General features: G+C 73.3%; 26 protein-coding genes. 11 read left to right on the plus strand and 15 right to left on the minus strand.

What is annotated here, in order from left to right:
• Positions 1-27 precede the first annotated feature (27 nt).
• On the plus strand, positions 28-873 hold the full coding sequence (locus ACIRSU_RS20210) for an amino acid ABC transporter permease (RefSeq protein ID WP_403794882.1): 846 nt from the start codon (positions 28-30) through the stop codon (positions 871-873).
• The gene (locus tag ACIRSU_RS20215) at positions 870-1,634 is read left to right on the plus strand and encodes an amino acid ABC transporter ATP-binding protein (protein WP_403793921.1); all 765 of its coding nucleotides are present in this window, start codon (positions 870-872) and stop codon (positions 1,632-1,634) included. Before ACIRSU_RS20210 ends, ACIRSU_RS20215 begins: the two co-directional genes overlap by 4 nt.
• Before the next feature lie 328 nt (positions 1,635-1,962).
• Here ACIRSU_RS20215 and ACIRSU_RS20220 read toward each other — a convergent pair whose 3' ends face one another.
• The 3 genes from ACIRSU_RS20220 to ACIRSU_RS20230 form a co-directional block, all read right to left on the minus strand.
• Positions 1,963-2,616: a DUF5063 domain-containing protein gene (locus ACIRSU_RS20220; RefSeq protein ID WP_403793923.1), complete on the minus strand. Its 654-nt coding sequence runs from the start codon at positions 2,614-2,616 to the stop codon at positions 1,963-1,965.
• Between the two features lie 50 nt (positions 2,617-2,666).
• Complete coding sequence (gene recR / locus ACIRSU_RS20225; protein ID WP_403793924.1) at positions 2,667-3,266, minus strand: recombination mediator RecR; 600 nt, start codon at positions 3,264-3,266, stop codon at positions 2,667-2,669.
• A 275-nt stretch (positions 3,267-3,541) separates the two neighbouring features.
• Positions 3,542-3,883 carry a YbaB/EbfC family nucleoid-associated protein gene (locus ACIRSU_RS20230; RefSeq protein WP_403793926.1) on the minus strand — a complete coding sequence of 114 codons (342 nt, stop codon included), beginning with the start codon at positions 3,881-3,883 and terminating at the stop codon, positions 3,542-3,544.
• A gap of 261 nt (positions 3,884-4,144) precedes the next feature.
• Between ACIRSU_RS20230 and ACIRSU_RS20235 the strand changes: the two genes are divergently transcribed.
• Entirely contained in the window at positions 4,145-4,969 is an 825-nt protein-coding gene (locus ACIRSU_RS20235) for an SLATT domain-containing protein (RefSeq protein WP_403794885.1), read from the plus strand.
• A 35-nt stretch (positions 4,970-5,004) separates the two neighbouring features.
• Here ACIRSU_RS20235 and ACIRSU_RS20240 read toward each other — a convergent pair whose 3' ends face one another.
• From ACIRSU_RS20240 to ACIRSU_RS20255, 4 genes are all read right to left on the minus strand, one after another.
• Positions 5,005-5,658: a hypothetical protein gene (locus tag ACIRSU_RS20240; protein ID WP_403793928.1), complete on the minus strand. Its 654-nt coding sequence runs from the start codon at positions 5,656-5,658 to the stop codon at positions 5,005-5,007.
• A 241-nt stretch (positions 5,659-5,899) separates the two neighbouring features.
• The gene (locus ACIRSU_RS20245; RefSeq protein WP_403793930.1) at positions 5,900-6,691 is read right to left on the minus strand and encodes a GntR family transcriptional regulator; all 792 of its coding nucleotides are present in this window, start codon (positions 6,689-6,691) and stop codon (positions 5,900-5,902) included.
• Positions 6,692-6,825: 134 nt separating this feature from the next.
• Entirely contained in the window at positions 6,826-8,187 is a 1,362-nt protein-coding gene (locus ACIRSU_RS20250; protein ID WP_403793932.1) for an aspartate aminotransferase family protein, read from the minus strand.
• A 204-nt stretch (positions 8,188-8,391) separates the two neighbouring features.
• Positions 8,392-8,865, minus strand: coding sequence for a MarR family winged helix-turn-helix transcriptional regulator (locus tag ACIRSU_RS20255; RefSeq protein WP_403793934.1), 474 nt, complete (start codon positions 8,863-8,865; stop codon positions 8,392-8,394).
• 96 nt (positions 8,866-8,961) lie between these two features.
• On the opposite strand from ACIRSU_RS20255, the gene ACIRSU_RS20260 reads away from it, so the two are divergent.
• Positions 8,962-9,441, plus strand: coding sequence for a MarR family transcriptional regulator (locus tag ACIRSU_RS20260; protein ID WP_403793936.1), 480 nt, complete (start codon positions 8,962-8,964; stop codon positions 9,439-9,441).
• A gap of 65 nt (positions 9,442-9,506) precedes the next feature.
• Here ACIRSU_RS20260 and ACIRSU_RS20265 read toward each other — a convergent pair whose 3' ends face one another.
• Positions 9,507-10,460 carry an NADP-dependent oxidoreductase gene (locus ACIRSU_RS20265; RefSeq protein ID WP_403793938.1) on the minus strand — a complete coding sequence of 318 codons (954 nt, stop codon included), beginning with the start codon at positions 10,458-10,460 and terminating at the stop codon, positions 9,507-9,509.
• A 161-nt stretch (positions 10,461-10,621) separates the two neighbouring features.
• On the opposite strand from ACIRSU_RS20265, the gene ACIRSU_RS20270 reads away from it, so the two are divergent.
• The gene (locus ACIRSU_RS20270) at positions 10,622-12,463 is read left to right on the plus strand and encodes a serine/threonine-protein kinase (RefSeq protein ID WP_403793940.1); all 1,842 of its coding nucleotides are present in this window, start codon (positions 10,622-10,624) and stop codon (positions 12,461-12,463) included.
• 15 nt (positions 12,464-12,478) lie between these two features.
• Here the strand turns inward: ACIRSU_RS20270 and ACIRSU_RS20275 are convergent, their stop codons facing one another.
• Entirely contained in the window at positions 12,479-13,501 is a 1,023-nt protein-coding gene (locus ACIRSU_RS20275) for a LysR family transcriptional regulator (RefSeq protein WP_403793942.1), read from the minus strand.
• A gap of 93 nt (positions 13,502-13,594) precedes the next feature.
• On the opposite strand from ACIRSU_RS20275, the gene ACIRSU_RS20280 reads away from it, so the two are divergent.
• Positions 13,595-14,428, plus strand: coding sequence for an oxidoreductase (locus ACIRSU_RS20280; protein WP_403793944.1), 834 nt, complete (start codon positions 13,595-13,597; stop codon positions 14,426-14,428).
• Between the two features lie 186 nt (positions 14,429-14,614).
• Here ACIRSU_RS20280 and ACIRSU_RS20285 read toward each other — a convergent pair whose 3' ends face one another.
• Positions 14,615-15,898, minus strand: a complete 1,284-nt coding sequence (locus tag ACIRSU_RS20285; protein WP_403793946.1) for an adenylosuccinate synthase — start codon at positions 15,896-15,898, stop codon at positions 14,615-14,617.
• 143 nt (positions 15,899-16,041) lie between these two features.
• Here ACIRSU_RS20285 and ACIRSU_RS20290 point away from each other — a divergent pair, with 143 nt between their 5' ends.
• Complete coding sequence (locus ACIRSU_RS20290; RefSeq protein ID WP_403793948.1) at positions 16,042-16,857, plus strand: diacylglycerol kinase family protein; 816 nt, start codon at positions 16,042-16,044, stop codon at positions 16,855-16,857.
• A gap of 83 nt (positions 16,858-16,940) precedes the next feature.
• Complete coding sequence (locus tag ACIRSU_RS20295; protein WP_403793950.1) at positions 16,941-18,221, plus strand: hypothetical protein; 1,281 nt, start codon at positions 16,941-16,943, stop codon at positions 18,219-18,221.
• On the opposite strand, the gene ACIRSU_RS20300 is transcribed toward ACIRSU_RS20295, so the two are convergent.
• Positions 18,205-18,684 carry a GbsR/MarR family transcriptional regulator gene (locus ACIRSU_RS20300; RefSeq protein WP_403794887.1) on the minus strand — a complete coding sequence of 160 codons (480 nt, stop codon included), beginning with the start codon at positions 18,682-18,684 and terminating at the stop codon, positions 18,205-18,207. The two genes, ACIRSU_RS20295 and ACIRSU_RS20300, sit on opposite strands and share 17 nt — an antisense overlap.
• Positions 18,685-18,908: 224 nt before the next feature.
• On the opposite strand from ACIRSU_RS20300, the gene ACIRSU_RS20305 reads away from it, so the two are divergent.
• Both ACIRSU_RS20305 and ACIRSU_RS20310 read left to right on the plus strand, forming a co-directional pair.
• Complete coding sequence (locus ACIRSU_RS20305) at positions 18,909-19,802, plus strand: ATP-binding cassette domain-containing protein (protein WP_403793952.1); 894 nt, start codon at positions 18,909-18,911, stop codon at positions 19,800-19,802.
• A complete protein-coding gene (locus ACIRSU_RS20310) occupies positions 19,799-21,379 on the plus strand; it encodes an ABC transporter permease (RefSeq protein WP_403793954.1) in 1,581 nt (526 codons plus the stop codon). Before ACIRSU_RS20305 ends, ACIRSU_RS20310 begins: the two co-directional genes overlap by 4 nt.
• 68 nt (positions 21,380-21,447) lie before the next feature.
• On the opposite strand, the gene ACIRSU_RS20315 is transcribed toward ACIRSU_RS20310, so the two are convergent.
• Positions 21,448-21,900: a MarR family winged helix-turn-helix transcriptional regulator gene (locus ACIRSU_RS20315; RefSeq protein WP_403793956.1), complete on the minus strand. Its 453-nt coding sequence runs from the start codon at positions 21,898-21,900 to the stop codon at positions 21,448-21,450.
• Between the two features lie 143 nt (positions 21,901-22,043).
• Between ACIRSU_RS20315 and ACIRSU_RS20320 the strand changes: the two genes are divergently transcribed.
• On the plus strand, positions 22,044-22,907 hold the full coding sequence (locus ACIRSU_RS20320; RefSeq protein WP_403793958.1) for an alpha/beta fold hydrolase: 864 nt from the start codon (positions 22,044-22,046) through the stop codon (positions 22,905-22,907).
• Between the two features lie 20 nt (positions 22,908-22,927).
• Here the strand turns inward: ACIRSU_RS20320 and ACIRSU_RS20325 are convergent, their stop codons facing one another.
• The 3 genes from ACIRSU_RS20325 to ACIRSU_RS20335 are packed head-to-tail and all read right to left on the minus strand — an operon-like array spanning position 22,928 to position 26,134.
• Positions 22,928-24,130: a cytochrome P450 gene (locus ACIRSU_RS20325; protein WP_403793960.1), complete on the minus strand. Its 1,203-nt coding sequence runs from the start codon at positions 24,128-24,130 to the stop codon at positions 22,928-22,930.
• Positions 24,131-24,161: 31 nt separating this feature from the next.
• A complete protein-coding gene (locus ACIRSU_RS20330; RefSeq protein ID WP_403794890.1) occupies positions 24,162-24,794 on the minus strand; it encodes a response regulator in 633 nt (210 codons plus the stop codon).
• A 26-nt stretch (positions 24,795-24,820) separates the two neighbouring features.
• A complete protein-coding gene (locus ACIRSU_RS20335; RefSeq protein ID WP_403793962.1) occupies positions 24,821-26,134 on the minus strand; it encodes a histidine kinase in 1,314 nt (437 codons plus the stop codon).
• Between the last annotated feature and the right edge of the window lie 112 nt (positions 26,135-26,246).

Here is a 26,246-nt window from a genome sequence, read left to right on the forward strand (position 1 = left end):
TCGCCCCAGGAGGACACCCCGGGCGAGATGTACAGGCCGTCGCAGCGCCGGATCGAGCGCGAGCGCTACAAGCGCTCCCGCACCCGCCGCGCGACGGCCGTCGCCGCCCTGAGCACCGCCGTCACCCTGGCGGTGCTCTATTTCGGCATCACCGGTTCTCCCGGCTGGCCGCGCGTGAAGGAGACCTTCTTCAGCGCGGAGTACGCCCGCCAGGCCCTCCCCCAGGTCATCGACGGTCTCTGGCTCAACCTCGGCCTGCTCGCCGTCTGCGGGCCCGCCGCCCTCGTCCTCGGCCTGCTGATCGCCCTCGCCCGCACCGTCCGCGGCCCGGCGTTCTTCCCGCTCCGCGCCCTGGCCACCGCGTACGTGGACTTCTTCCGCGGCCTGCCGCTGGTCATCTGCCTGCTGGCCATCATCTTCGGCGTGCCCGCGCTGCGCCTCCAGGGCGTGCCGGCCGACCCGGTCGTCCTCGGCGGTGCGGCGATCGTCCTCACGTACTCGGCGTACACGGCCGAGGTCTTCCGGGCGGGCATCGAGAGCGTCCATCCCAGCCAGCGCGCCGCCGCCCGCTCGCTCGGTCTGTCGAGCGCGCAGACCGTGCGGTACGTGGTGCTGCCGCAGGCCGTACGCCGGGTCGTGCCGCCGCTGCTCAACGACCTGGTCTCGCTCCAGAAGGACACCGGCCTGGTCTCCATCGGCGGTGCGGTCGACGCCGTGTACGCGGCGCAGATCCTGGCGGGCAAGACCTTCAACTTCACGCCGTACACCGTCGCCGCCCTGGTCTTCGTCACGCTCACGATCCCGATGACCCGGTTCACGGACTGGGTCACGGCACGGATGAACCGCCGCCAGTCGCAGGGAGGCACGGTATGACGATGACGCCCGTCCTCCGCCTGGAGTCGGTCCGCAAGACGTACGGCCACGGCGCCGCCCAGACCGTCGTCCTGCGCGATGTCGACCTCGCCGTCCCGCAGCACTCGGTCACCGTCCTCATCGGCGCCTCCGGCTCCGGGAAGTCGACCCTCCTCAAGTGCGCCAACCTCCTGGAGGAGATCGACGACGGCGCGATCTTCCTGGACGGCGACGACATCACCGACCCGCGCGCCGACGCCGATGCCGTACGGCGCCGGATCGGCGTGGTCTTCCAGGCGTACAACCTCTTCCCGCACATGAGCGTGCTCGACAACATCACGCTCGCCCCGCGCCGCGTCCACAAGGCCGAGCGCCGGGCCGCCGAGGAGCGGGCGCGCGAGCTGCTCGACCGGCTCGGGCTCGCCGCCAAGGCGGGCGAGTACCCGGACCGGCTCAGCGGAGGTCAGCAGCAGCGCGTGGCGATCGCCCGCGCGCTCGCGAACCGGCCGCGCCTGCTGCTGCTGGACGAGGTGACGGCGGCGCTCGACCCGGAGCTGGTCGGCGAGGTCCTGAACGTCGTGCGGGACCTCAAGGAGGAGGGCATGACGATGGTCATCGCCACCCACGAGATGGGCTTCGCCCGCGAGGTCGCCGACCAGGTGTGCTTCCTGGAGAACGGGGTCGTCCTGGAGCGCGGCACGTCGGCCGAGGTCTTCGGCGCGCCGACGCACGACCGCACGCGCCGGTTCCTGAGCCGGATCGTGGAGGCGGGCCGGCTGTAGGGCGTACGCCGGCTCGTACGCGCGGGCCCCCGCGCGTGCCGCCGGCCCGTATGCCGCGCGCCAGCCCGTACGCCGGGCGCCGGACCGTACGCCGGGCGCCGGACCGTACAGCTGCGTCAGCCCGTAGGTACGCCGCTGCCGACACGTGAGCCGGGCCCAGGCTCCGTACGCCGCGCATCGGACCGTACGACCGCGTCAGCCCGCCCGTATGCCGCGCATCGGACCGTACGACCGCGTCAGCCCGCCCGTACGCCGCGCATCGGCCCCGTGCGCCGGGGCCGGCCCGTAAGCCCTGCCCTGAAGCCCGTACGCGTATCCCGTACGTCCGTCAGCCCGCGTGGCGGCCGAAGCCGCCCAGCTCCTGCGCCATCACGCGGCCCGCCTCCTCCGCGAGGGCGTCCTCCGTCAGGTCCTCGTCCGTGTCGAGGCCCGCCAGGTCGGCGAGGGGCTGGTCGAGCCGGACGTGCGCCACCAGGGACTGGAGGGCGCGCAGGGTGGCGGAGGCGGTGGGGCCCCAGTTCGAGAAGTACGAGAACTGCCACCACCACAGCGCCTCGCTGGTCCGGCCCGCGCGGTAGTGGGCGAGGCCGTGCCGCAGGTCGGTGACGATGTCGGCGAGGTTGTCGGAGATCCGGGCCGGTACGGGCGCCTTGCGCGGCTCGTACGGGTCGAAGACCTCGGAGAACACGTCCACCGGCTCCAGCATGACCGCGAACCGCTCGCGCAGGTCGTCCACGTCCACGTCGGGACCCGCGTCCGGCTCGTACTGCTCGTCCGGGACGATGTCCGCGTGCGCGCCGAGCCGCCCGCCGGCGAGCAGCAGCTGCGAGACCTCCAGGAGCAGGAAGGGCACCGCGCTGTCCGGCTCGTCGCCCTTGGCGACCTCCGTCGTGGCGACGATGAAGCTCTCGATCGAGTCCGCGACCTGCACCGCGAAGTCGTCCGGGTCCTGGGTGATGGAGTGCAGCGTGGCGTCAGACATCGAGGAGCCTCTCTGAGAGTGCGGCGTCGTGCGCACGGACTCGGTCGTCGTCATACATCTAGCAGTCGCCGCCCCTCGAAGGCACGCCCCAGGGTGACCTCGTCGGCGTACTCCAGGTCACCGCCGACCGGCAGACCGCTCGCGAGCCGCGTCACCTTCAGGCCCATGGGCTTGATCATCCGCGCCAGGTACGTCGCGGTGGCCTCGCCCTCCAGGTTCGGGTCGGTGGCCAGGATCAGCTCGGTGACCGTGCCGTCCGCGAGCCGCGCCAGCAGCTCGCGGATCCGCAGGTCGTCCGGGCCGACGCCCTCGATCGGACTGATCGCGCCGCCGAGCACGTGGTAGCGGCCGCGGAACTCGCGGGTCCGCTCGATCGCCACGACGTCCTTCGGCTCCTCGACCACGCAGATGACGGTCAGGTCGCGGCGCGGGTCACGGCAGATGTTGCACTGCTCCTGCTGCGCGACGTTTCCGCAGACCGCACAGAACCGGACCTTCTCCTTCACTTCCAGGAGCGCCCGGGCGAGCCGCCGCACATCGGTCGGCTCGGCCTGGAGGATGTGGAAGGCGATCCGCTGGGCGCTCTTGGGACCGACGCCGGGCAGCCTGCCCAGTTCGTCGATGAGGTCCTGAACCACGCCTTCGTACAATGCCGGCGCCCTTCTCGGAAGTGCTTGATTCTTACGGTAGTGGCTGGAATCGAGCCACAGAAGATGTACGGGTCGAAGACCCGGAGGGATGGCGGGGCCGGGGCTCGGAAACCAGGCCGGGGCCGGGTCTCGGAAACCAGGCCGGGGCCGGGTCTCGGACCGGCCCGGGCCGGGTGATCGGACCGGACCAGCCGGGGCCGGGTCTCGGACCAGCCGGGCCGGGTCTCGGACCGGCCGGGGGCCGAGGGCTCAGCAGCCCGGGCCGAGGACCGGTCTCAGAAGCCCAGGCCCGGCAGGCCGCCGCCGCCCAGGCCCTGCGCCAGCGGGCCCAGCTTCTGCTGCTGGAGCTGCTGCGCGTTGTCGTTGGCGGCCTTGACGGCGGCCACGATCAGGTCGGCCAGGGTCTCGGTGTCCTCCGGGTCGACCGCCTTCGGGTCGATCACCAGGCCGCGCAGCTCGCCCGAGCCGGTCACGGTGGCCTTGACCAGGCCGCCGCCCGCCTGCCCGTCGACCTCGGTCGCCGCGAGCTCCGCCTGGGCGCGGGCGAGGTCCTGCTGCATCTTCTGGGCCTGCTGGAGGAGCTGCTGCATGTTGGGCTGGCCACCACCGGGGATCACGGTCACTCCTCAGGTTTCGGAACTTGGTGAAAACGAGCCTACGTGGTCGTCGACCCCCACGCCGACGCAACTCTTTCGAGTGAGAAACTGCGGGCTCCTCTACCTGATCAACACCCTCTTGCGGGCGGAAATCCCGGGATTCCGGGCCCACAGCCCACCATTCGGCGGTAGGAAGGGCAGGCACCACGTGCACCGCACGTCACAGAAGGACACGAGCGCTGAGCTGAACAGAGGAGTCCCCCGGTGAGCCAGCAGCCGGACATGCAGCCGCAGCCGGGGAACCCCGAAGGCCCGGGCAACTCCGGCGAGCCCGCAGGCCCGGCCGCGCACCGCGACCGGGCCGGAGACCGGGCCGGAGACCGGAGCGGAGCCGGGCGCAGAGGCCGGAACGGCGACCGGAACGGCGACCGGGCCCCGGACCTGACCGGGGCGCCCTTCCCGCTGGGCGACTGGGGCGAGCCCGCCGAGCGCCTCGACGAGCTCTACCGCTGGGTGGAGTCGAACGCGCTGCGCACCGCCGAGTGGTACCTCTCCGACCGCGTCTGGAAGCGGCGCTGCGCCCGCCTGCTGCGCGTCGGCACGGCCCTCGGCGCGATCGCGGGCGCCGCGCTGCCGCTGCTCGACCTGGCCCGGGTCGCCGACGGCCTGGCCGGCTGGGGCTATCTCTCGCTGCTCCTCGGCGCCGCCTGCCTCGCCTGCGACCGGTACTTCGGCATCACCTCGGGCTGGATAAGGAACGTGGCCACCGCGCAGGCCGTGCAGCGCCGGCTCCAGGCGCTCCAGTTCGACTGGGCCTCGGAGAGCGTGCGCGAGGTGCTCGGCCCGACGGAGGGCACGGCCAGCGAGGCCGCCGAGCGCTGTCTGGGCATCCTGCGCCGCTTCTCGGAGGACGTGACGGAGCTGGTACGGGCGGAGACCACGGACTGGATGGTCGAGTTCCGCTCCGGCCCGGCGCCGCTGGCCCTCCAGGCCGTCGGCACGGCCCCGGGCGCCCGCCCCGAGGCCGGCCACCCCTCGGGCCGCTTCCCGCTGCCGCCGGGCACCCGGCCCAACATGCCGCGCCAGCGCCCGCCGGAGCCGCGCTGAGCGCCGTACGAGGGCGCCTCGGAGGGCGGTGGGTACTAGCTGAGGATGATCATCGAGCCCTGTGCCAGGCTGCGGGTCGCCGCCGCGTGCAGCCCCAGCCAGACGTGCCGCTCCCGGGCGAAGGGGCTGTCGTCCTGGTACGGGGCCGGGGCGGCGGGCTCCTCCAGGCTGGTGGGCCGGTCCGGGGGCGCGGGCGCGGCCGGCGGGTTCGCCGGGTCGATGCCGATCGCGGGCGCGACGAACTCCAGCTCGCGCAGGAGCCCGTGCGAGGAGCCCAGCGGACCGCCGCCCTCCAGGAGCTCGTCGTTGGAGAGCGGTACGGGGAAGTCGACCGGCACGTACGCGCCGGCGTGGTCGTAGTGCCACACCAGGTGCGACTGCTGGGCGGTGGCCTCGAACATCTCCAGGAGCTGCTCGTAGTCCCCGCCGAGCTCGCCGACCGGTTCGACGGGCAGCCCGCACATCTGCAGCAGATAGGCACGGCGCAGGAAGTGCAGGGCCTCGTAGTCGAAGCCCGCGACCGGGGCGACGTCGCCGGTCAGCCCCGGCATGTAGGCGTAGACGGGCACGGTGGGCAGGCCGGCCTCGGTCAGGGCCTGGTCGAAGGTGGCTATCTCTTCGGCGAAGGGGTTGTCGGCGCTGTGGCACAGCACGTCGACGAGGGGGACCAGCCACAGGTCACAGGCCAAGGGAGGCTCGCTCTCCGTCAGTTGCAGGGGTGGCCAGGTTAGTGGGGCCACGCTGCCCCGCCTACCCGCTGGGTGCCTGCCCGCGCGGGCCGCCCGTCAACCCGTACGTCTCAGCCCACACCATCTCAGCCCGCGCCGACTCAGCCCGTACCTCTCAGCCCGCGCCGACTCAGCCCGTGCCGTCTCAGCCCGCGCCGACTCAGCCCGCACGTCCCAGACCGTACAACCGAACCAGTACGTCTCAGCCCGTACGCCGGGAGCGCGCTTCCAGCCGGTCCGCCCACTCCAGCGACCGCGCGTTGTAGTCCCGTACGACCGCCACCGCGCCGTCCGCGTCGCCGCGCGTGATCGCGTCGACCAGCTCGACGTGGCCGCTCCACAGCCAGCCGACCAGATCGCGGTCGGACCGCAGGTACGGGACCGAGAAGACCCACGCCTGGACGCGCAGCCGGTGCAGGAAGTCGGCGATGTAGTCGTTGGCGGCGACGAGCCGGCCCAGCTCGCGCCAGTACCGGATGTCGTATCCGATGAGGACGTCCAGGTCCCCGGCCCGGGCGGCGCGGGCGGCGGCCTCGCCCCGGCGGCGTATGGAGACGAGGGTGACGCCGTGCGTGACGTCGGGCTCGGCACCAACGACGGCGGGCGGCTCCGCACCGGCGACGGCGGGCGGCTCGGCCCCGGCGACGGCGGGCGGCTCGGGGGAGGCGACGGCGGGCGGCTCGGGGGAGGCCGCGTTCCGGCGGAAGATGCCGTCCACGACGAGCATGCGGGCCTCGACCATGCCCCGGTAGTCGTCGACCGAGAACTCGTGCACCCGGAAGCCGCGGTGCTGGTCGGAGTCGAGCAGCCCCTGCGCGCAGAGGTCGACGAGGGCCTCGCGCACGGGCGTCGCGGAGACGCCGTACTGCTCGGCGATCTGCTTGACCGTGAACTCCTCGCCCGGCTGGAGACGCCCAGCGAGGACTTCGTCACGCAGCGCGTCCGCGATCTGCTGCCGCAAGGTATTGCGGGTGACAGCTCCGCTCGCGGGCATGTGGTCGGCCCCCTCCGTCCGGTCCGTCCGGTTCCGGGACACCCTAGTCCAGGGCGGGGAGGGGGCCGATCACGGTGTTGTCACTCCCTTGAGGTCACACCTTTGAGGTCACACCTGAGGTCAGACCTTTGAGGTCACACCGTGTGCTCGTCGGCGACGCTCAGCGCCGCGTCGAGGGCGGCCAGACCCTCCTTGACCTCGGCCTCGCTGACGTTGCAGGCGGGGACGGCGTGGGTGCGGTTCATGTTGATGAACGGCCACAGGCCGTTCATCTTCGCCGCAGCGCCGAAGGCGGCCATCGGCGCGTTCGCCTCGCCGGCCGCGTTGTACGGGACGAGCGGCTCGCGCGTCTCCTTGTTCTTGACCAGGTCGAGCGCCCAGAAGACGCCCATGCCGCGGACCTCGCCGACCGACGGGTGGCGCTCGGCCAGCTCGCGCAGACCGGGGCCGAGGACGGTCTCGCCGATGTGGGCGGCGTGCTCGACGACCTTCTCCTCCTCCATCACGTTGATGGTGGCGACGGCGGCGGCGCAGGCCAGCGGGTGCCCGGAGTAGGTCAGACCGCCGGGGTACGGGCGGGTGTCGAAGGTCGCGGCGATCTTCGCGCTGATGGCGACGCCGCCCAGCGGCACGTACCCGGAGTTCACGCCCTTGGCGAAGGTCATCAGGTCGGGCACGACGTCGAAGTGCTCGGAGGCGAACCACTTGCCGGTGCGGCCGAAGCCCGCCATCACCTCGTCGAGGATGAAGACGATCCCGTACTTGTCGCAGATCTCGCGCACGCCGTTCAGGTAGCCGGGCGGCGGGGTCATGATGCCGGCCGTGCCCGGCACGGTCTCCAGGATGATCGCGGCGACGGTCGCCGGGCCCTCGAAGGCGATGGTGTCCTCGAGGTGCTGGAGCGCGCGCTGGCACTCCTCCGCCTCGGTGGTGGCGTAGAACGGCGAGCGGTAGAGGAACGGCGCCCAGAAGTGGACCACGCCGGCCGAGGCCGTGTCGGAGGCCCAGCGGCGCGGGTCACCGGTCAGGTTGATCGCGGTGGAGGTGGCGCCGTGGTACGAGCGGTAGGCCGAGAGCACCTTCGTACGACCGGTGTGCAGCCGGGCCATGCGGACGGCGTTCTCGACGGCCTCGGCGCCGCCGTTGGTGAAGAAGATCTTGTCCAGGTCGCCCGGCGTGCGCTCGGCGATGAGGCGTGCGGCCTCCGAGCGCACGTCCACGGCGAAGGCGGGAGCGAAGGTCGCGAGCTTCCCGGCCTGCTCCTGGATCGCGGCGACGACCTTGGGGTGCTGGTAGCCGATGTTGGTGTAGACGAGGCCGCTGGTGAAGTCGAGGTAGCGGTTGCCGTCATAGTCCCAGAAGTACGAACCCTCGGCGCCGGCGACGGCGAGCGGGTCGATCAGGCCCTGGGCGGACCAGGAGTGGAACACGTGCGCGCGGTCGGCGGCCTTGACGGCCGCACCGGCCTGGGGGTCGGGTTCGACATGAGGGGTCATGGGTCGAGGGTAGGTAACCGCAGGTGGGGCGGGCCATGACCATCTTGTCCACCGAGACCGGGGCGGACGAGACAGGTTGCTGGGAGTGGTTCTCCGACAGACGTTTCGGAGGCCGGGGTGCTGAAGCTCTGCGCGGCCTTCGGGATCCCGGTCGCCGTGCTGGGAGGCCTTCTGATCACGCTGTTCGACGGCGGAAGCTGAGGCTCAGCGCGCGAGCATCCGCTCCAACAGGCTGACGAGCAAGGACCGTTCCGCGACCGACAGCGGGGCCATCAGCTCGTCCTGCGCGTCGGCGAGGATCTTGTCGAGGCGCCGGAGGTGCTGGCGACCCTGCGAGGTGATCGTCACGACGTTGCGGCGGCGGTCGGCCGGGTCGGGGGTGCGGGCGACGTGACCCTGTGCCTCCAGCTCGTTCATGACGGCGACGAGGTCGCTGCGGTAGATGCCGGTGCGACGGCTGAGGCCGGCCTGGCTGGTGGGGCCGTACTCGGCGAGTGAGGCGAGCGCCGCGTAGTGCCATTTGCGGGCGTCCTCGGCGGCGAGACGCTCGCTCACCACCCGGTCGGCGCGGGCCGAGGTGAGCGCGAGCAGGCGGCTGGGCAGGCCGCGCAGGCGGTCGGGGAGGTCGGCGACCTCGGGCATCTCGGGGGTCTCGGGGACCTCGGGAGTCTCGCTCATGCGGTGCAGATTACCCCTTGCGTTAGTGGCACGAACGATCTACTGTCGTTAGTGCCACAAACGTTAGTCGCTTGAACGTTAGAGGAGTGAACGAGCATGTCCGTGAACACCGATGCCGTCAACGCCACCAGCGCCCCGACCGCCGCTCCGCTCGCCGACGCCCGCGCGCTCGGCCTCGCCCACTACGCCGCCCGTGGCGTCCTGGAGCACGTCCTGGCCCGGCACGGCGCCACGTTCCAGCAGCAGATCGCCCTGCGCGCCGCCGTCACGGCCGAGGCCCCGCAGACGGCGGACGAGCTCATCGCCCAGGTCCGGGGCTCCCTCAAGGCCGACCCAGCGGACATCCGCACCACGCTCGACGAGCTGGAGGCCCAGAAGCTGCTCGTCACCGACGGCGCCCACCTCCTCCCGACGGACGCCGGTCGCGAGGTGCTCGCCACCCTCGCCGCGGAGACCGCCCCCATCTCGGCCCGCGTCTGGGGCGGCATACCCACCGAGGACCTCACCGCCGCCGGCCGCGTGCTCGCGCTGGTGACCGAGCGGGCCGACGCGGAGCTCGCAGCGCTGACGGCCTGACGACCGGCCGGTCAGCCGGTCCGTCTGCCGGCGTGTCTGGGCGAGCCGACCGGGGAGACGGGGGCTCAGATCATCAGGACGATCCGCCCGGGGCGGCGGCCCGCCTCCGCGCGGCGGTGGGCCTCGGCGACCTCTTCGAGGGGCATGACGTCGGCCACGCGGGTGATGAGCCGCCGGTCGGCGACCATCTGGAAGATGGCGGCCAGCTCGGCGGGGTCGGGACGGCCGAAGACGGTCTCGACGCGGATGCCGCGTTCGGAGGCGGGGGTGCGGTCCTTCGCGAGGGCGACGAAGACGCCGCCGTCCTTGACTGCGGGGAGGACCGGGCTGCCGACGAGGGCGCCGTCGAAGACGCCGTCGACGCGGTCGGGGACGGTCGCCAGGAGCTGGTTGAGGACGTCGACGGGTTCGCCGCGGGTGACGCAGTGCTTGGCGCCGAGGACCTTGAGTTCGCTCTCGTCGCCCTCGTGGGCGACGGCGACGACCTCCAGGCCGGCCGCCGAGGCGAACTGGACGGCGAAGCGGCCCACGACGCCGCTGGCGCCGGTGACGAGGAGCGACGAACCCGGGGGGAGGTCGAGCACGCCGAGGCCCTGCTGGGCGGTGGCGGCGGCCAGCGGGACGGAGGCCGCCTGGGTGAAGTCGATGTCGTCCGCGATCGGCGCCAGCCAGTCCGGGTCGGCCCGGATGACCTCCGCGTACGTGCCCTCGCCCGTCCGCTCGGTGAACCAGGGCACGAAGCCGGCCACCCGGGTACCGGCCGGAAGGGTGCCCGCCGGGCCGGGCGCGGGGTCGAGGAGCCGGCCGGCGAAGTCCGTGCCGAGGACGAACGGGGGCCGCAGCGGCTCCAGCTCGTCGGCGTAGTAACCCGCGCGGATCCGCATGTCCGCGACGGCCACACCTGCCGCCTTCAGCCGGACCCGGACCTTGCCGGGCACGTCCCCGGGCTCGGGCTCGGGGCGGCGGGCCATCCTCAGGACCTCGGGTCCGCCGTAGGCGGTCACTTCGACGACACGCATGGGGTTTCTCCTCCTGCGGCAGCCCCCTCGTCGCCATTAGACCCAGGCCCGCCACCCCCGGCAACAGGTGAAGGAGGCTCGGGGGAACCGGACCGTTCGCCGAGGTCCGCACCGCCCCGTACCGATCCGCGCCGAATCCCGCTCTGGCATGCTCTGACCTCGTGGATCCCTTGAGCACGCAAGACCCGGTCGTCATAGGGCCTTTCCGGCTGATCGGACGGCTCGGCACCGGCGGCATGGGCCGGGTGTACCTGGGCCGGTCGGCGGGCGGCCGGGCGGTCGCGGTGAAGGTCGTGCACCCGGAGCTCGCCGCGCAGGAGGAGTTCCGGCTGCGGTTCGCCCGCGAGGTCGCCGCCCTGGAGAAGGTCGGCGGCACCGGTACCGCGCCCGTGCTCGGCTCGGACACCGCGGCCGAGCTGCCGTGGGTGGCCGTCGGATACGTACCCGGGCCCTCGCTGCGTACGGTCGTGGCCGACGAGTACGGGCCGCTGCCGCCCGCCAGCGTGCGCACCCTCGCCGCCGGGCTCGCCCGGGCCCTCACCCACATCCACGCCGCCGGCCTGGTCCACCGCGACCTCAAGCCGTCCAACGTGCTGCTCACCGTCGACGGACCGCAGATCATCGACTTCGGCATCGCGCGTGCCCTCGACACCGTCACCGACGGCGGCCTGACCACCACCGGCGCGGTCGTCGGCTCGCCCGGCTTCATGTCGCCCGAGCAGGTCCGCGGCGAGAGACTCACGCCCGCCTCCGACGTGTTCTGCCTGGGCTCGGTGCTCGTGTACGCGGCGACCGGGCGCTCGCCGTTCGGCGGCGCCGACAGCGGGGTGCACGCCACCATGTTCCGCATCGCCCACGACGAGCCCGACCTCACGGACCTCGCGCCCGAGCTCGCCGGCCTGATCCGGGCCTGCCTCGCCAAGGACCCGGCCGCGCGCCCCTCGGCGACCGAACTCGTCGACACCCTCCAGGTCACCGACCCGTGGCTGCCCGCCGACGTCCTGGCCCGGCTCGGACGCCACGCCGCCCGGCTCCTCGACACCGAGGACCAGGGCCCCCCGCCGGCCGAGGACCCCACCCCGGCGCCCGTGCCCACGGCGCCCCGGGGTCGCCGGCGCGGCCTGCTCGCCGCCGCGACCGCGCTCGCCGTCGCCGCCGCGGCGGGACTCGCGTACACCTACTGGCCCGCCCCGGACACCGGCGGATCCGACAGCAAGGCCCGCGGCGGTACGGGCACGAGCGGGGGCAGCGGTTCGGCCCGGCCCGCCGGGATCGTCCCGGCCGCCTTCCTCGGCGCCTGGGAAGGCGTCCTCCAGGGCTCCGCCGACGCCCCCAGGGAGACCAGCCGCATCGAGATCACCCAGGGCGCGGCGGGCGCCCGGACGGCCGTCTACACCCATGTCACCGGCGAGCAGCTGTGCATGGGCCGGGCCGCCCTCGTCTCCGCCACCGACACCGAACTGGTCCTCGGCGAGGCCGAGGTCACCGCGAGCGTCCCCGCCCAGCGCTGCACCCCGGCCGCCCGCCAGACCCTCCGGCTGCGCTCGAACGACGTCGTCGAATGGAGCTCCGGCGTCGCCGAGGCCACCTTCCAGCGGACCGCGGCCGGCGCGAGCGTCGTGCCCGCCGCCCTCCTCGGCACCTGGAAGCAGGACCCGTCCACCGTCACTCAGCCCGAGCCCGACCGCTGGAGCTACCGCCTCGTCGTCACCCAGGGCCCGGTCGGCGCCCCGCTCGTCCGCTTCGAGCAGACCTACCCGCGCACCGACAAGGACGGCAACCTCACCTCCGAGGACGTCGACTGCACCGCCACCGCGCTCGTCGGCGGCGCCGGCGGCCTCCTCGTCATCGGCCCGCAGACCCGCGCCCCGGACAGCTGGGACCCGGAGTGCGTGGAGGAGGGCTCCAGCAACCTCCGGATCGTCCACCACCAGGGCAAGGAGCTGCTCCAGGTCTACGGCATGAGCGCGGACGGCGAGCCGGGGGAGTTCGTCCGCGAGTAGCCCGCCGGACAGGCCCTAGGCGGGCTCAGCCGCCGCCACGGCTCCCGCTCCCGCCCCCGTCCCCGCTCCCGCTCCCATCCCCGCCCCCGCTCCCGTCCCCGCCCCCGCCACTTCCGCCACCGCCCTCGCGTAGTCCTGGACCAGACCGCGGGGGTCGTCGGCGCGCCAGGCGAGGGCGAAGCGGGACGGGGAGATGCCGTCGACGGGGCGGGTGACGACGCCGTCGCGGGCGAGGAGCGGGGCGTTGCCCGTGGCGACCAGGCAGATGCCGAGGCCGCCGACGAGGGCCTCGTACGTCTCGTCGGCGCTGGCGACCTCGGCGCCGACGACCGGGGGGCGGCCGGCGCGGGCGTCGAGGGCGAGCCAGTAGTCACGGAGTTCGGGGCCGGTGGGCGGGAGGGCGAGGAAGGGCTCGTCGAGGAGGTCGGCGAAGGCGAGGCGGTCGCGCGCGGCGAGGGGGTGGTCGGCGGGGAGGGCGACCAGGCGGGGTTCGGTGGCGACGACGACCCAGCGGAAGCGCTCGGCGCCGGTGAGCGGCAGCCAGACGAAGGCGACGTCGCTGCTGCCGTCGGCGAGCCCGGCCGTCGGGTCCTCCCAGCCGACCTGGCGCAGCCGGGTGCGGGCCCGCGGGTGGGCCTCGGTGAAGCGGGAGCGGATCGCGGGCAGCAGGCCGCCGCGGCCGGGGCTGGTGCTCATCCCGACGACCAGGGTGCCGTCCGCGGCATCCCGGGCGGCCCGTACCGCGGCATGGCCCTCCGTCCAGGCGGCGAGCACGGCGCGGGCGTGCGGCAGCAGGGCCGTACCGGCCTCGGTGAGGCGGACGCCGTGCCGGTCGCGGTCGAAGAGCGGGGCGCCGAGCCGGCGCTCCAGCGCCCGGATCTGCTTGCTGAGCGCCGGCTGCGAGACGTACATCCGCTCGGCGGCGCGCGTGAAGTGGAGCTCCTCGGCGACGGCGAGGAAGTAGCGCAGATCCCGCCCGTGCACGTCCACGACCCCGTGCGCGTCCAGGAGCCGACTCACGTCCACGTGCCCGTTCACATCCATAACCATGGGCTATCACGAGGGATCTTGGACGGGCAACGCCCTTCTGGCGCACGCTAGTTGCACAACGAACGAGGGGAATCCACGAACATGAGCAAGGTCTGGCTGATCACCGGCGCCAACAGCGGCTTCGGACGCGCCTTCGTCGAGGCGGCGGTCGGCGCCGGGGACGTCGTGGTCGCCGCCGCGCGCCGCGCCGGCACCCTGGACGAGCTGGTCGCCGCCCACCCCGACCAGGTCGAGGCCGTCACCCTCGACGTCACGGACACGGCGGCGATCGACCGCGTGGTGGCCGAGGTCGCCGAGCGGCACGGCCGCATCGACGTCCTGGTCAACAACGCGGGCCGCACCCACGTCGGTTCGGTCGAGGAGACCGGCGACGCCGAGCTGCGCTCGCTCTTCGACGTCCACGTCTTCGGTCCCGCCGCCCTGACCCGGGCCGTCCTGCCCCACATGCGGGCCCGCCGCTCCGGCGCGATCGTGCAGCTCAGCAGCGTCGGCGGCCAGATGTCGATGGCCGGCTTCGGCGCCTACAGCGCGACGAAGTTCGCCCTGGAGGGCATGTCCGAGGCGCTGGCCGCCGAGGTCGGCCCGCTCGGCATCCGCGTCCTGATCGTCGAGCCGGGCGCCTTCCGCACGTCGCTCTTCGGCAGCGGCAAGAGCCTCAGCACCGACACCATCGCCGACTACGCCGACACGGTCGGTGCCACCCGCGCCTTCGTCGAGGGCGGCGACGGCGGCCAGGCCGGCGACCCGGCGAAGGCCGCGGCGGCCGTCCTCGCGGCGCTGAACGCCGACGAGACGCCGCTGCGGCTCGCGCTCGGCGACGACTCGATCGACACGATCTACGCACACCTGGACCAGGTCCGGGCGGACCTGGACGCGTGGGAGAAGGTCGGCCGGGACACCAAGTTCGACGCCTAGCCGGACGGGTCCAAGCACCCGCCCGGCCGGACATCCGGACATCCGGGCATCCGGGCATCCGGGCATCCGGACATCCGGACATCCAGCCGGCCGAACATCCGGACATCCAGCCGGCCGGTCCTCCGGACATGTGAAGGGGCCCGCTCCCCGGTTCTTCCGAACCGGGAGCGGGCCCCTTCCGCGTGCCTACAGGAACGAGTTGATCTCGATCGTCTCGTCGCGGCCCGGGCCCACGCCGATCGCGGAGATCGGGGCGCCGGACATGTCCTCCAGGGCCTTCACGTACGCCTGCGCGTTCTTCGGCAGGTCGGCGAAGGTCTTGGCCTTGGTGATGTCCTCGGACCAGCCCGGGAGCATCTCGTAGATCGGCTTCGCGTGGTGGAAGTCGGTCTGCGAGTACGGCAGCTCCTCGACGCGCTTGCCGTCGATCTCGTACGCGACGCAGACCGGGATCTGCTCCCAGCCGGTCAGCACGTCGAGCTTGGTCAGGAAGAAGTCGGTCAGGCCGTTGACGCGGGTCGCGTAGCGGGCGATGACCGCGTCGAACCAGCCGCAGCGGCGGTCGCGGCCGGTGGTGACACCGCGCTCGCCACCGATGCGGCGCAGGGCCTCGCCGTCCTCGTCGAAGAGCTCGGTCGGGAACGGGCCGGCGCCGACGCGGGTCGTGTACGCCTTGAGGATGCCGATGACGCGGCCGATCTTCGTCGGGCCCACGCCGGCGCCGGTGCAGGCGCCGCCGGCGGTCGGGTTCGAGGAGGTGACGAAGGGGTACGTGCCGTGGTCGACGTCGAGCAGGGTGCCCTGGCCGCCCTCGAAGAGCACGACCTTGTCGTCGTCGAGCGCCTGGTTGAGGATGAGCGTGGTGTCCGCGACGAACGGCTTGATCTGCTCCGCGTACTGGAGCATCTCCTCGACGATCTGCGCGGCCTCGATGGCGCGGCGGTTGTAGAGCTTCGCGAGCAGCTGGTTCTTGCCCTCGAGCGCCGCCTCGACCTTCTGGGTGAGGATCGACTCGTCGTAGAGGTCCTGGACCCGGATGCCGACGCGGTTGATCTTGTCGGCGTACGTCGGGCCGATGCCACGGCCGGTCGTGCCGATCTTGCGCTTGCCGAGGAACCGTTCCGTCACCTTGTCGAGGGTGACGTTGTACGGCGTGATCAGGTGGGCGTTGCCGCTGATCAGGAGCTTGGAGGTGTCGACGCCGCGCTCGTTCAGCCCGCTCAGCTCGGAGAGCAGGACCGCCGGGTCGACGACGACGCCGTTTCCGATGACCGGGGTGCATCCCGGGGAGAGGATGCCGGAGGGGAGGAGGTGCAGCGCGTACTTCTGGTCGCCTACGACGACCGTGTGGCCGGCGTTGTTGCCGCCCTGGTAGCGCACCACATAATCAACGGAACCACCGAGCAGGTCGGTGGCCTTTCCCTTGCCCTCGTCACCCCACTGAGCACCGAGCAGCACAAGTGCGGGCACAGGCGTACACCCCTTCCGGGCGGGGCAAGACCAAGGTCAGGGGGCCGACGCCGCCTCACCGGTGTGCCCCGGAATAGACGAAGCCCCTGGCGCAATAGCGCAAGGGGCTCTTGCACAAAGAGACTACCCGAGGAAGGACCGAGGTGTCGGATCACGACCAGCTGCTGGTCATCGTCGACCCGGTCGCCCGCCGAATGGACGGCGAGTCCGTACGGATCGCGAAGGATGTGCTGTCCGCGGGCGCAGAAGCGAAGATCTGCCTGCCGGACACCGCGGAGGAATTCTCCCGGGCCCTGGCCAGGCGCGGCTCCCGGCGCCCCGTCGTCCTCGGCGACGACCGCACGCTGCTGCGCACCGTGACCCTCCTCCAGCGCGAGCGGGACCCTAGCGGCACGGCGTCCACGACCGCCGTCGCGATGGTCCCGATCGGCGCGCCCGACGGGCTGGAGACGGCCCGCGCGCTCGGCGTGCCGCACGACACGGTCGCCGCCGCCCGCGCGGTCCTCGACGGGACGGTACGCCGGCTCGACCTGCTGGTCGACGACAGCGACGGCGTCGTCCTCACCAGGCTCGACGTGCCCGCCGCCCATGAGCCGGCGCCCGCGCCGCCCACCGTCTGGGACACCTGCCGCTCCCTCGTCCGCACCCTGGTCCGCCCCGCCCCGACGGCCCTCGCGGTCCGCACCCACCGGCTGCGGATCGAGGCGGACGGCGAGCTGCTCTGCGACGTCGGCACCCCGGTCGAGAGCCTCACGGCCCGCGCCGTGGACGGCCGGGCCGCGCTGACCCTGATCCCGGCCGGCGCCCCGGCCCTGCACACCACCGCCCGCACCCTCACCGTCACCGGCCCCGATTTCCGTTACCGCGCCGACACGGCGGTCGCGGGGCCGGTGCGCCGCCGGACCTGGACGGTACGGGAGGGGGCCTGGGGTCTGACGGTGCCGGCGGAGCGGGTCTAGGCTCCTCGCGGGGACTCAGGCGTCTCAGGGGACTCAGGGGACTCAGGGGACCCATCAGCAGGGGGAAAGCAGGGGGAGAGTTCGTGGACGAGGCGGGGGGCGCGAGAGCGCTCGACGTGCCGGCGACGGCGACGGCGCTGGACCGGTACGGGACGCAGGCACGCGGCTGGGTGGCCGGCGGGGTCGTCGCGGCCGTGGCCGGAGGGTGGATGGCCGCCGCGTCGGCGGACAGCGTGTGGGGCGGGCAGGTGGGGCCCGGGCTCCTCACGCTCGGCGTGCTCGTCGCCGCCGTCAGTCTCGGCACCCTCGTCACCGCCCGCCGCATGCGCCGCGTCCTGGCCGCCCGGCCCTGGTCCGCCCACCCTGCTGAGCTCGTACCTCAGCGCGGGCGGCTGCACCCGGCGACCGTCGTCCTGACCGATCCGGCCACCGGAGAGACGTGGCCGCTGGCCCTGCGAGCGGCCCAGCAGCGCCACCACCTGGCGCAGCCCGGCCCGACCGGCGTGCTCTGGTGGTGCGGCGACCCGGCGCGCGGCGGGGTGCTCGCCCAGCCGGGTGGCGGCACCCTGGTCTGGGCGGTGCCGGTGCTCCGCCGGAACGCCCGGCGCAGCCTCGTCCGGCGTGCGGCCGACGACGGGCTGCTGGTCCGGCCGGTCCCGGCCCAGCCGCAGGGCGTGGCTCCGGTCCCGGCTCCGGTGCGCGCGACCGTCAGGCCCGCCGACCTCACGTACGGCCTGCTCGCCCCGTACGCCTGGACACCGAAGTCCGCGTCCGGGAAGAAGCTCCGGCGCCGCCGCCCCGAGGCGGACGTGCGGAGCGTGCCGTGGTGGCGGGTGCGCAGTCTGCGGAGGCTGTCCGGACTGCCGTCCATCGGTCTGAGCGCACTGCTCGTGCTCGCGATGGGCGCCCTGTGGTGCGTCCAGCCGACCTTCAAACCCGTGATCACCGGTGCGATCGCGCTGGTCGGGACCGGCTGGTACGGCTACCGGTTCCTGACCTTCGGCCGGCACGTCGCGGCCCTCTTCGCCCGCGCGGCGGCTGCCCCCGCCCTGGTACCGAAGCGGTACGTGCTCCTGCGCACGCCCCGCGGCAACGGGCCGCTCCTCGTGGTCTTCCCCGCGGACGGCGGGCCGGACGCCCGGCCGCTGGGGGTGCTGCCACTGCGGGCGGAGGACGTCCCGGACGCGCCCCTCGGCCAGGTGGAGCTGCGGGGCTGGCTGGACCGGTCCACCACCGGGCGGCCGATCGTCGTCCCGTGGGTGGGCGGCCGGGCGCTGTGGCCCATGGAGGCGTACCTGGAGGCGGGGACGGACAGGTTCGCCGAGGTGATGGCGCCACCGGCCTCGGTCATTCCCCTGGGGTAACCGCCCCGCCCGCCTTCACCTCTCCCCTGCCAGCCGCCTTCTCCGCCGCCTTCTCGGCGTCCTTGCGGGCCCGCCAGCGGTCCATGATCCCGGCCATCTCGCCGTGCAGGAACGCGAAGAACTCGGCCGTCTCGGCGGTGCGGCGGCCCGCCGCCGTGTCGCGGCCGAGGAGTTCGGTGCCCTCGTCGAGGACCTTCTCCCAGCGGGTGAGGACCTGGTCGCGGCGGGTGAAGGTCTCGTACCAGAGCTCGTTGTGGAGCACGTACCGCTCGCGGCGGGTGCCCGGGTCGCGTTCGCGGCTGACCATGTTGACCTGCGAGAGGTAGCGGATCGCGCCGGAGACGGCGGCCGGGCTGATCCGGAGCCGTTCGGCGAGCTCGGCCGAGGTCATCGAAGCCGTCTCGGAGGCGAGCAGGGCGGCGAAGACGCGGCTCGCCATGCGCTGCATGCCGGCCGCCGTCATCTCGCCCGCGAAGCGCTCGACGAAGCGGGAGACCGCCTCGTCGTCACCGGCCGCACCGGCCGCGCCGACCGCGCCGCCACCAGCCCTGCCGTCCCTGTCCCCGGCCCTGCTCTCGTCGGGCGTCGTCATCTCGCTCATCCCGTCGGTCATCCCCTCGCTCATGGACCAAGTTTATGCAGTTCCTTAACTTCACAAATTTGTGAAATCAGCGTACGTTCCGAAACATGACGAAGGCAATCAGCGTCGCCGGACTCCACAAGTCGTTCGGCCGCACCCACGCACTGGACGGCCTCGACCTCACCGTCGAGACCGGTGAGGTCCACGGCTTCCTCGGCCCCAACGGCGCCGGGAAGTCCACCGCCATCCGCGTCCTCCTCGGGCTCCTGCGCGCCGACTCCGGGGGCGCCCGCGTCCTCGGCCGGGACCCGTGGGCCGACGCCGTCGAACTGCACCGGCGGATCGCCTACGTCCCCGGTGACGTCACCCTCTGGCGCAACCTCTCCGGCGGCGAGGTGATCGACCTGTACGGGCGGCTGCGCGGAGGCCTCGACAGGGCCCGGCGCGCCGAGCTGATCGAGCGCTTCGAGCTGGACCCGACGAAGAAGGGCCGGACGTACTCCAAGGGCAACCGGCAGAAGGCCGCCCTGGTCGCGGCCTTCGCCTCCGACGTCGATCTGCTCGTGCTCGACGAACCGACGTCCGGGCTCGACCCGCTGATGGAGGAGGTGTTCCAGGAGTGCGTCGCCGAGGCGCGCGCCCACGGCCGGACCGTCCTCCTCTCCTCGCACATCCTCAGCGAGGTGGAGACCCTCTGCGACCGGGTCAGCATCATCCGCAAGGGCCGCACCGTCGAGTCGGGCTCGCTCGCCGAGCTGCGCCACCTCACCCGTACGAGCGTGGTCGCCGAACTCGCGGGCCCACCCAACGGCTTGGCCCACCTGCCGGGCGTGCACGGCCTCGACGTACAGGGACAGCGGATCCGCCTCCAGGTCGACACCGACAAGCTCGACGCCGTCCTCCGCTCGCTCACCGAGTCCGGCGTACGGAGCCTCACCAGCACCCCGCCCACCCTGGAGGAGCTGTTCCTCCGCCACTACGCCGCGGAGGAAGTGGCATGAGTACGCTCGGCCTCGCCGGCACCGCCTCCCTCACCCGGCTCGCGCTGCGCCGCGACCGGCTGATGCTGCCCGTCTGGGCCCTGGTCACCGGCGGCCTGGTGGCGAGCGGCGCGGGCTCGCTGCAGAGCCTCTACGGAACGGCCGCGCAGCGCGCCGAACTCGCCGCGTCCATGTCCGCGAACAGCTCGATGCGCTCGCTCTACGGGCCGGTCTTCGACGACTCCCTCGGCGGGCTCGTCGCCTGGCGGTTCGGCACCTTCGCGGCCGTCCTCGCCGCCGTCATGAGCCTGGTCGTCGTCGTCCGGCACACCCGCGAGGAGGAGGAGACGGGCCGCCAGGAGATGCTGTCCGCCGGCGCGGTGGGCCGCCGGGCCCCGCTGACCGCCGCGCTGCTCGCCGCGCTCACCGCCAACACCGCCGTCGTCCTGATCGTCACCGCCGGGCTCGCCGGACAGGGCACGGCCGGCGCCCTCGCACTCGGCCTGGCCATCGGCGGGACCGGCATGGTCTTCGCGACGATGGCGGCGATCGTCGCCCAGCTCACCGAGAGCGCCCGGCTCGCCAAGGGGCTGACGGCCGGGCTGCTCGGGCTCGCCTTCGTCCTGCGGGCGGCCGGAGACGCGGGCACGGCCGACGGCGACAGCGTCCTCAGCTGGCTCTCGCCCGTCGGCTGGGCCGAGAACATCCGTGCCTTCGACGCGGACGGCGAGCGGTGGTGGGTACTGGCGCTGATCGCCGCCGCCGTCCTCGTCCAGACGGCCGTGGCGTACGGGCTGACCGCCCGGCGCGATGTCGGCATGAGCTTCCTGCCCACCCGGCCCGGGCCCGCCGACGGACGGCTCGCGACGGCGGGCGCGCTGGCCTGGCGGCTGCAGCGCGGCACGCTGCTCGGCTGGTCGCTCGGCTTCCTGCTCGGCGGACTGGTCTTCGGCGGGATGGTCGAGGGCGCCGCCGACATCGTCGGCGGCAACGAGCAGGCCCGGCAGATCTTCGAGCGGATGGGCGGCCAGAGCGCCCTCACCGACGCCTTCCTCGGCACCATGGTGGGGCTCTTCGGCATGGTCGCGGCACTGTTCGCGGTCGGCTCGGTGCTGCGCCTGCACGGCGAGGAGACCTCGCAGCGCGCCGAACCGCTGCTCGCCGCGCCGGTCGGGCGGCTGCGCTGGGCGGCCGGGCACCTGGTGGTCGCGTTCGCAGGGGCGGCGCTGATCCTGCTCCTGAGCGGGGTCGGACTCGCGCTCTCGTACGGCAGGGAGCTCGGCCCGATCCTGGGCGCCGCGCTCGCCCAGCTCCCGGCCGTGTGGACGCTCGCCGGCCTTGCGGTGCTGCTGTGGGGCGCGGTCCCCAAGGCCGCCCCGGCCGCGTGGGGCGTGGCCGGGGTGTGCCTGGCGCTCGGCTGGATCGGGCCCGCGCTCGACCTGCCACAGGCCGCCCTGGACCTGTCCCCGTTCGGGCATCTGCCGAAGCTGCCGGGCGGCGACATGGCGTGGACCCCGGTCCTCGTCCTCACGGCCCTGGCGACGGTGCTCACGGCGGCGGGCCTGGCGGGGCTGCGCCGCCGGGACATGGCGGGCTGAGGTCGTGCCGTACGTCCCGCACGGCCCGGGAACGGGCCTACGCAGGTCAGGAGCGCAGGCCGTACGGCTCAGGAGCGGGCCGGGGACTCCGGCATGAGCGCGCGGGCCAGTACCTCCAGCGCCTGAGTGACCTCACCCAGGCGCTGCGGGTCGTCGGACCCCAGCGCCGCGGCGAGCGCGCCTTCGATCCGAGTGGCCCGCACCTCCGCCACACGCTCGGACGCCTCCGCGGCCGGGCGCACCAGTACCCGGCGCCGGTCGGCGGGGTCCGGCACCGCCTGCACCGATCCGGCCTCCTTCAGCCGGGCCACGGCAGTGGACACCTGGCTCTGCGGCAGACCGGTCCGGGCGGCGATCTCGCCGACGGCGCTGTCGGGGTGGGCGGCGATGTCGCCGGCGACGATCAGGACCAACCGGGCGCTGCCGGCGTACCGGCCCTCGCCACCGGGAGGCTCGGGCAGCGCGTCCTCGCCGATCTTCATCAGGAGGCGGCCCAGCAGGAACAGTTCGGCTCCATTCACCCCGTCAACATACATCGAACTAGATTCATCCCATCCGATACATCAGGGTTGATGCATTGAGGTTGATGTATCGAGTTGGATGGAATAACGTTGATGAGGAGGACGGAGGGCGCGAAGCCCACCGCACACGAAGGGGGAGAACCATGACCACGACCGAGGCCATGACCGAGGCCGCGACCACGACCGTCGGCACACTCGACGTTCCCGGGGCGGTCCTGCACTACCAGGTCCGGGGCACCGGCCCGACGCTGCTGATCTCGCAGAGCGGGGAGGGCGACGCCGACCGCAGCACCGACCTCGTCGCCCGGCTCACCCGCTCCTACCGCGTGATCACCTACGACCGCCGCGGCCTCTCGCGCAGCCGGCTCGACGCCCCGGAGCGAGGGGCGACGCTCGTCGAGCACGCCGACGACGTCCAGCACCTCCTCGCCGCCCTCACCGACGCGCCCGCCCTCATGCTCGGCTGCAGCCTGGGAGCCGCCATCGGGCTGCACGCGGCCGTGCGCCACCCCGGACTCGTCCACACGCTCGTCGCCCACGAGCCCGTCGCCCCGCGCCTGCTGCCCGACCAGGAGCGCGCCCGGCACGAGCGGGAGCTCACCGCCCTCCAGGATCTGTACCGCCAAGAAGGTCTCGGCGCCGTACTGCCGGAGATCGTCCGGACCCTGGGCATCGACCCCACCGGCGCCGGCGCCGAGCCGGGCCTGACGCCCCAGCCGATGAACGCCCAGCGGATCGCCAACTTCGACCACTTCATCCGCCACGACTTCACGGCGGTCGTTCACGACACGCTCGACACCACCGCACTGGCGAACACCGGCACCCGCATAGTCCCCGCCGCCGGCCGCACGACCCCGCGCACGGTCTTCGACCACGCCTGCGCGGTCTCCCTCGCCGAGCTCGTCGGCCACAGGCTGGTGGAATTTCCGGGCGGCCACAACGGCAACACCAGCCACCCGAAGGCATACGCGGCCCGCCTCCGCCAGGTCCTGGAGGGGGCGTGCTGAGCCGGTTCGCGCGGCGCCGGTCAGACCTCCACGAGCAGCTCCTCGAAGCCCCGGATGACGTAGCCCGGCTTCCGCACCGGCTCCGCGGCGAGCCGCAGCCCCGGCGCATGCCCCAGCAACTTACCGAGCACGGCCGTGAGTTCGAGGCGGGCGAGCGGGGCGCCGAGGCAGTAGTGGATGCCGGCGCCGAAGCTGATGTGCGGGTTGTCGGGGCGGGCGAGGTCGAGCCTGTCGGCGTTCGGGCCGAAGCGGGCGGGGTCGCGGTTCGCGGAGCCGAAGAGGAGGGCGACCTCGGCGCCGCGCGGGATGACGACGCCGCCGAGCTCGATGTCGTCGAGGACCCAGCGCTCGAACATCTGGAGCGGGGTGTCGTAGCGCAGGAGTTCGTCCACAGCTGTGGACAACGCATCGGGAGCCGCATCCGGGCGGACCCCGCGGCTGAGCATGGCCCACCAGCCGTTGACCGTGGCGTTCACGGTCGCCTCGTGGCCCGCGTTGAGGAGCAGTACGCAGGTGGAGATCATCTCCTGCTCGGTGAGCGCCCCTTCGGCCGACTCCGCGACACCGAGCAGCCCCGAGATCAGATCCTCCCCCGGGTCCTTCCGCCGCCGCGCGATCAACTCCCGCAGGTAGTCGGAGAATTCGATCGAGGCCCGGACGGCCCGGCGCGCGGTCTCCTCCGACGGCTTCAGCTCGAACATCCCGCAGATGTCCGCCGACCAGGGCCGCAGCCGCGCCCGCTCCTCGTCGTCCTCCGGCACGCCCAGCATCTCGGCGATCACCGCCACCGGGAGCGGCTCGGCGACCCGCGCGAGCAGATCGCCGCCGCTGTCCGCGACCAGTCCCCCGACCAGCTCACCGGCCAGGCGCCAAACCGTCGGCGCGAGCCGCTCCACCGTCCTCGGCGTGAACGCCTTCGACACGAGCCGCCGGATCCGGGTGTGGTCGGCACCCTCCAGGTCGAGCAGTCCGTGGTCGTTGAGCGTGTGGAACGGCTCGTGGGCGGCGTCCGGCGCCGGGCGGCCGAACTCCTCGTGCGTGAAGCGATGGGTGTACGTACGGCCCAGGCGGCGGTCCCGGAGCAGCGCGGAGACGTCCTCGTAGTGCGGGATCAGCCACTGGCGAGTGGGCTCGTACCAGTGGGCGCGGCCGGCGGCGCGCAGCTGCGCGTAGGCGGGGTAGGGGTCGGCGACGAACTCCGGGGACCAGGGGTCGAAATCCATGCCCCCTTCCCTACCCGCTGTTCACCCGCTGCTAGCCGCCGACCTGCACCAGCCTCGCCTCGTACGCGAAGACGGCCGCCTGCGTCCGGTCCCGCAGGCCCAGCTTCACCAGGATCCGGCTCACATGCGTCTTGATCGTCGACTCGGCGACGACGAGGTGGTCGGCGATCTCCTGGTTCGACAGGCCCTGCGCGATGAGCACGAGGACCTCCGTCTCGCGCTCGGTCAGCTCGCCGATCTGCGCCGTCGCGGGCGGTCGCGGCGAGCTCGCCGCCGACCGCGCGAACTCGTTGATCAGCCGCTTCGTCACGGTCGGCGCGAGCAGCGCCTCGCCGGCCGCGACCACCCGCACGCCCTCAGCGAGCTGCCGCGCCGAGGCGTCCTTGAGGAGGAAGCCGGAGGCTCCGGCGCGCAGCGCCTGGTACACGTACTCGTCCAGGTCGAAGGTGGTCAGGACGAGCACCTTCGCGGCGGCGTCGGCGGCGACGATCTCGCGGGTGGCGTCGATGCCGTTCAGCTCCGGCATGCGGATGTCCATCAGGACCACGTCGGGGCGGAGGGCGGCGACCTGGGCGACGGCCTCGCGGCCGTTCACGGCCTCGCCGACGACCTCGATGTCCGGCATGGCGTTCAGGAGGACGGAGAAGCCCTCGCGGACCATCATCTGGTCGTCGACGATCAGGACGCGGATCACGGCTGAGGCTCCTCACGGGGCACGGGGATGAAGACGGTGACCTCGTAGCCGCCGTCGGCGGTCGCCTCTGCGGTCATCTCACCGTTCAGCATGGTCACCCGCTCCCGCATACCGGTGAGACCGTGGCCGGCGCCCGGGGACGGCTTGACCAGACCGCGCGCCGGGCCGTTGGCGATCCGCAGCCCGAGCCCGCCGAGGACGTACGACAGCTCCACCTTCGCGGCGGCGCCGGGCGCGTGCCGCAGCACGTTCGACAGGGCCTCCTGCACGATCCGGTACGCCGACAGCTCCACGCCCTGCGGCAGCTCGCGCACCGCGCCCGTCACCGTCCGCTCCACGTCGAGCCCGGCCTCCCGGACGTTGGCGGCCAGGCCGTCCAGGTCCGCGAGCGTCGGCTGCGGCGCGTCGGGAGCCTCGTAGTCCTCGGCCCGTACGACCCCGAGGATGCGGCGCAGCTCGGTCAGCGCGGCCACCGCGTTCTCGCGGATCGTCACGAAGGCCTGCTCCAGCTCGGGCGGCGGGTTCTCGACGCGGTACGGGGCGGCCTCGGCCTGGATCGCCACCACCGACATGTGGTGCGCGACGACGTCGTGCAGCTCGCGGGCGATGGTCGTGCGCTCTTCGAGCAGCGTCCGCTTCGACCGCTCGACCGCCGTCACCGACTGCTGCGCGGTGACCTCGCGGGCCGCCTCGCGGCGGACCTGGCGGACGGAGACGGCGAGCAGGAGCAGCGCGGCGACGAAGACGACCTGTGGCCCGTCGTTGCCGTACGCGGCGCCGGGCGCCCCGGAGGCGAGCACGGCGAACACGGCGGTGACCACCCACATCCACGCGGCGGTGCGCGGGCGGGTGCGCAGGGCGACGAAGACGAGGACGGCGAGGTGCGCGAGGACCGAGTTCGGCGCCCAGGGCCAGCCGTCGCCCCACGCGCCCAGGTAGGCGATGAAGGGCGCGGTGACGAGCGACGCCCAGAACGCGAGGACCGGACGGACGAGCGTCAGGAGCACGATCACGGCCGGCACGCACGCGTAGACGAACGCGACCGGGCCGACCCCGTCGAAGACCCGCCGGTAGCCCATCATGAACACGCAGAACGCGGTGAACGCGACGAAGGCGTGCGGCAGCAGGCCCGCGTGCGCCCGTATCCGCTCCGGCAGGAAGCGGGTCGGCCCGCGCTCGACGTCCATGCGGGGCAGCGGGCGGTAGGCGAAGGCATCGGTGATGAGGTCCGCGCGCAGACCGCCGAGCGCCGTCAGGGTCAGGCGGAGCTCGGGGCTGCGGCTCGTTTCGGTGGTCCGGGTCGAAGTCACCGGACCACCGTACGGGTGGGGCGCGGGCGGGGGCGTCCGGCTGGATGCGGATCCTCGCGGGTCCGCCTTGAGGACTACCCGCGGCGCCGAGGGTCCGTCGCCGGGTCCGTCG

It is taken from the genome of Streptomyces sp. NPDC101160 (genome assembly GCF_044768205.1).
Classification (GTDB): domain Bacteria; phylum Actinomycetota; class Actinomycetes; order Streptomycetales; family Streptomycetaceae; genus Streptomyces.

What these genes read in the sequence shown, in the direction of transcription:
- ACIRSU_RS20210 (WP_403794882.1), top strand. Translation starts at nt 28, where the DNA reads ATGTACAGGCCGTCGCAGCGCCGGATCGAGCGCGAGCGCTACAAGCGC.
- ACIRSU_RS20215 (WP_403793921.1), top strand. Translation starts at nt 870, where the DNA reads ATGACGATGACGCCCGTCCTCCGCCTGGAGTCGGTCCGCAAGACGTAC.
- ACIRSU_RS20220 (WP_403793923.1), bottom strand. Translation starts at nt 2,616, where the DNA reads ATGTCTGACGCCACGCTGCACTCCATCACCCAGGACCCGGACGACTTC.
- ACIRSU_RS20235 (WP_403794885.1), top strand. Translation starts at nt 4,145, where the DNA reads ATGCAGCCGCAGCCGGGGAACCCCGAAGGCCCGGGCAACTCCGGCGAG.
- ACIRSU_RS20245 (WP_403793930.1), bottom strand. Translation starts at nt 6,691, where the DNA reads ATGCCCGCGAGCGGAGCTGTCACCCGCAATACCTTGCGGCAGCAGATC.
- ACIRSU_RS20250 (WP_403793932.1), bottom strand. Translation starts at nt 8,187, where the DNA reads ATGACCCCTCATGTCGAACCCGACCCCCAGGCCGGTGCGGCCGTCAAG.
- ACIRSU_RS20255 (WP_403793934.1), bottom strand. Translation starts at nt 8,865, where the DNA reads ATGAGCGAGACTCCCGAGGTCCCCGAGACCCCCGAGATGCCCGAGGTC.
- ACIRSU_RS20260 (WP_403793936.1), top strand. Translation starts at nt 8,962, where the DNA reads ATGTCCGTGAACACCGATGCCGTCAACGCCACCAGCGCCCCGACCGCC.
- ACIRSU_RS20265 (WP_403793938.1), bottom strand. Translation starts at nt 10,460, where the DNA reads ATGCGTGTCGTCGAAGTGACCGCCTACGGCGGACCCGAGGTCCTGAGG.
- ACIRSU_RS20280 (WP_403793944.1), top strand. Translation starts at nt 13,595, where the DNA reads ATGAGCAAGGTCTGGCTGATCACCGGCGCCAACAGCGGCTTCGGACGC.
- ACIRSU_RS20300 (WP_403794887.1), bottom strand. Translation starts at nt 18,684, where the DNA reads ATGACGGCGGCCGGCATGCAGCGCATGGCGAGCCGCGTCTTCGCCGCC.
- ACIRSU_RS20305 (WP_403793952.1), top strand. Translation starts at nt 18,909, where the DNA reads ATGACGAAGGCAATCAGCGTCGCCGGACTCCACAAGTCGTTCGGCCGC.
- ACIRSU_RS20310 (WP_403793954.1), top strand. Translation starts at nt 19,799, where the DNA reads ATGAGTACGCTCGGCCTCGCCGGCACCGCCTCCCTCACCCGGCTCGCG.
- ACIRSU_RS20320 (WP_403793958.1), top strand. Translation starts at nt 22,044, where the DNA reads ATGACCACGACCGAGGCCATGACCGAGGCCGCGACCACGACCGTCGGC.
- ACIRSU_RS20325 (WP_403793960.1), bottom strand. Translation starts at nt 24,130, where the DNA reads ATGGATTTCGACCCCTGGTCCCCGGAGTTCGTCGCCGACCCCTACCCC.
- ACIRSU_RS20330 (WP_403794890.1), bottom strand. Translation starts at nt 24,794, where the DNA reads ATGATGGTCCGCGAGGGCTTCTCCGTCCTCCTGAACGCCATGCCGGAC.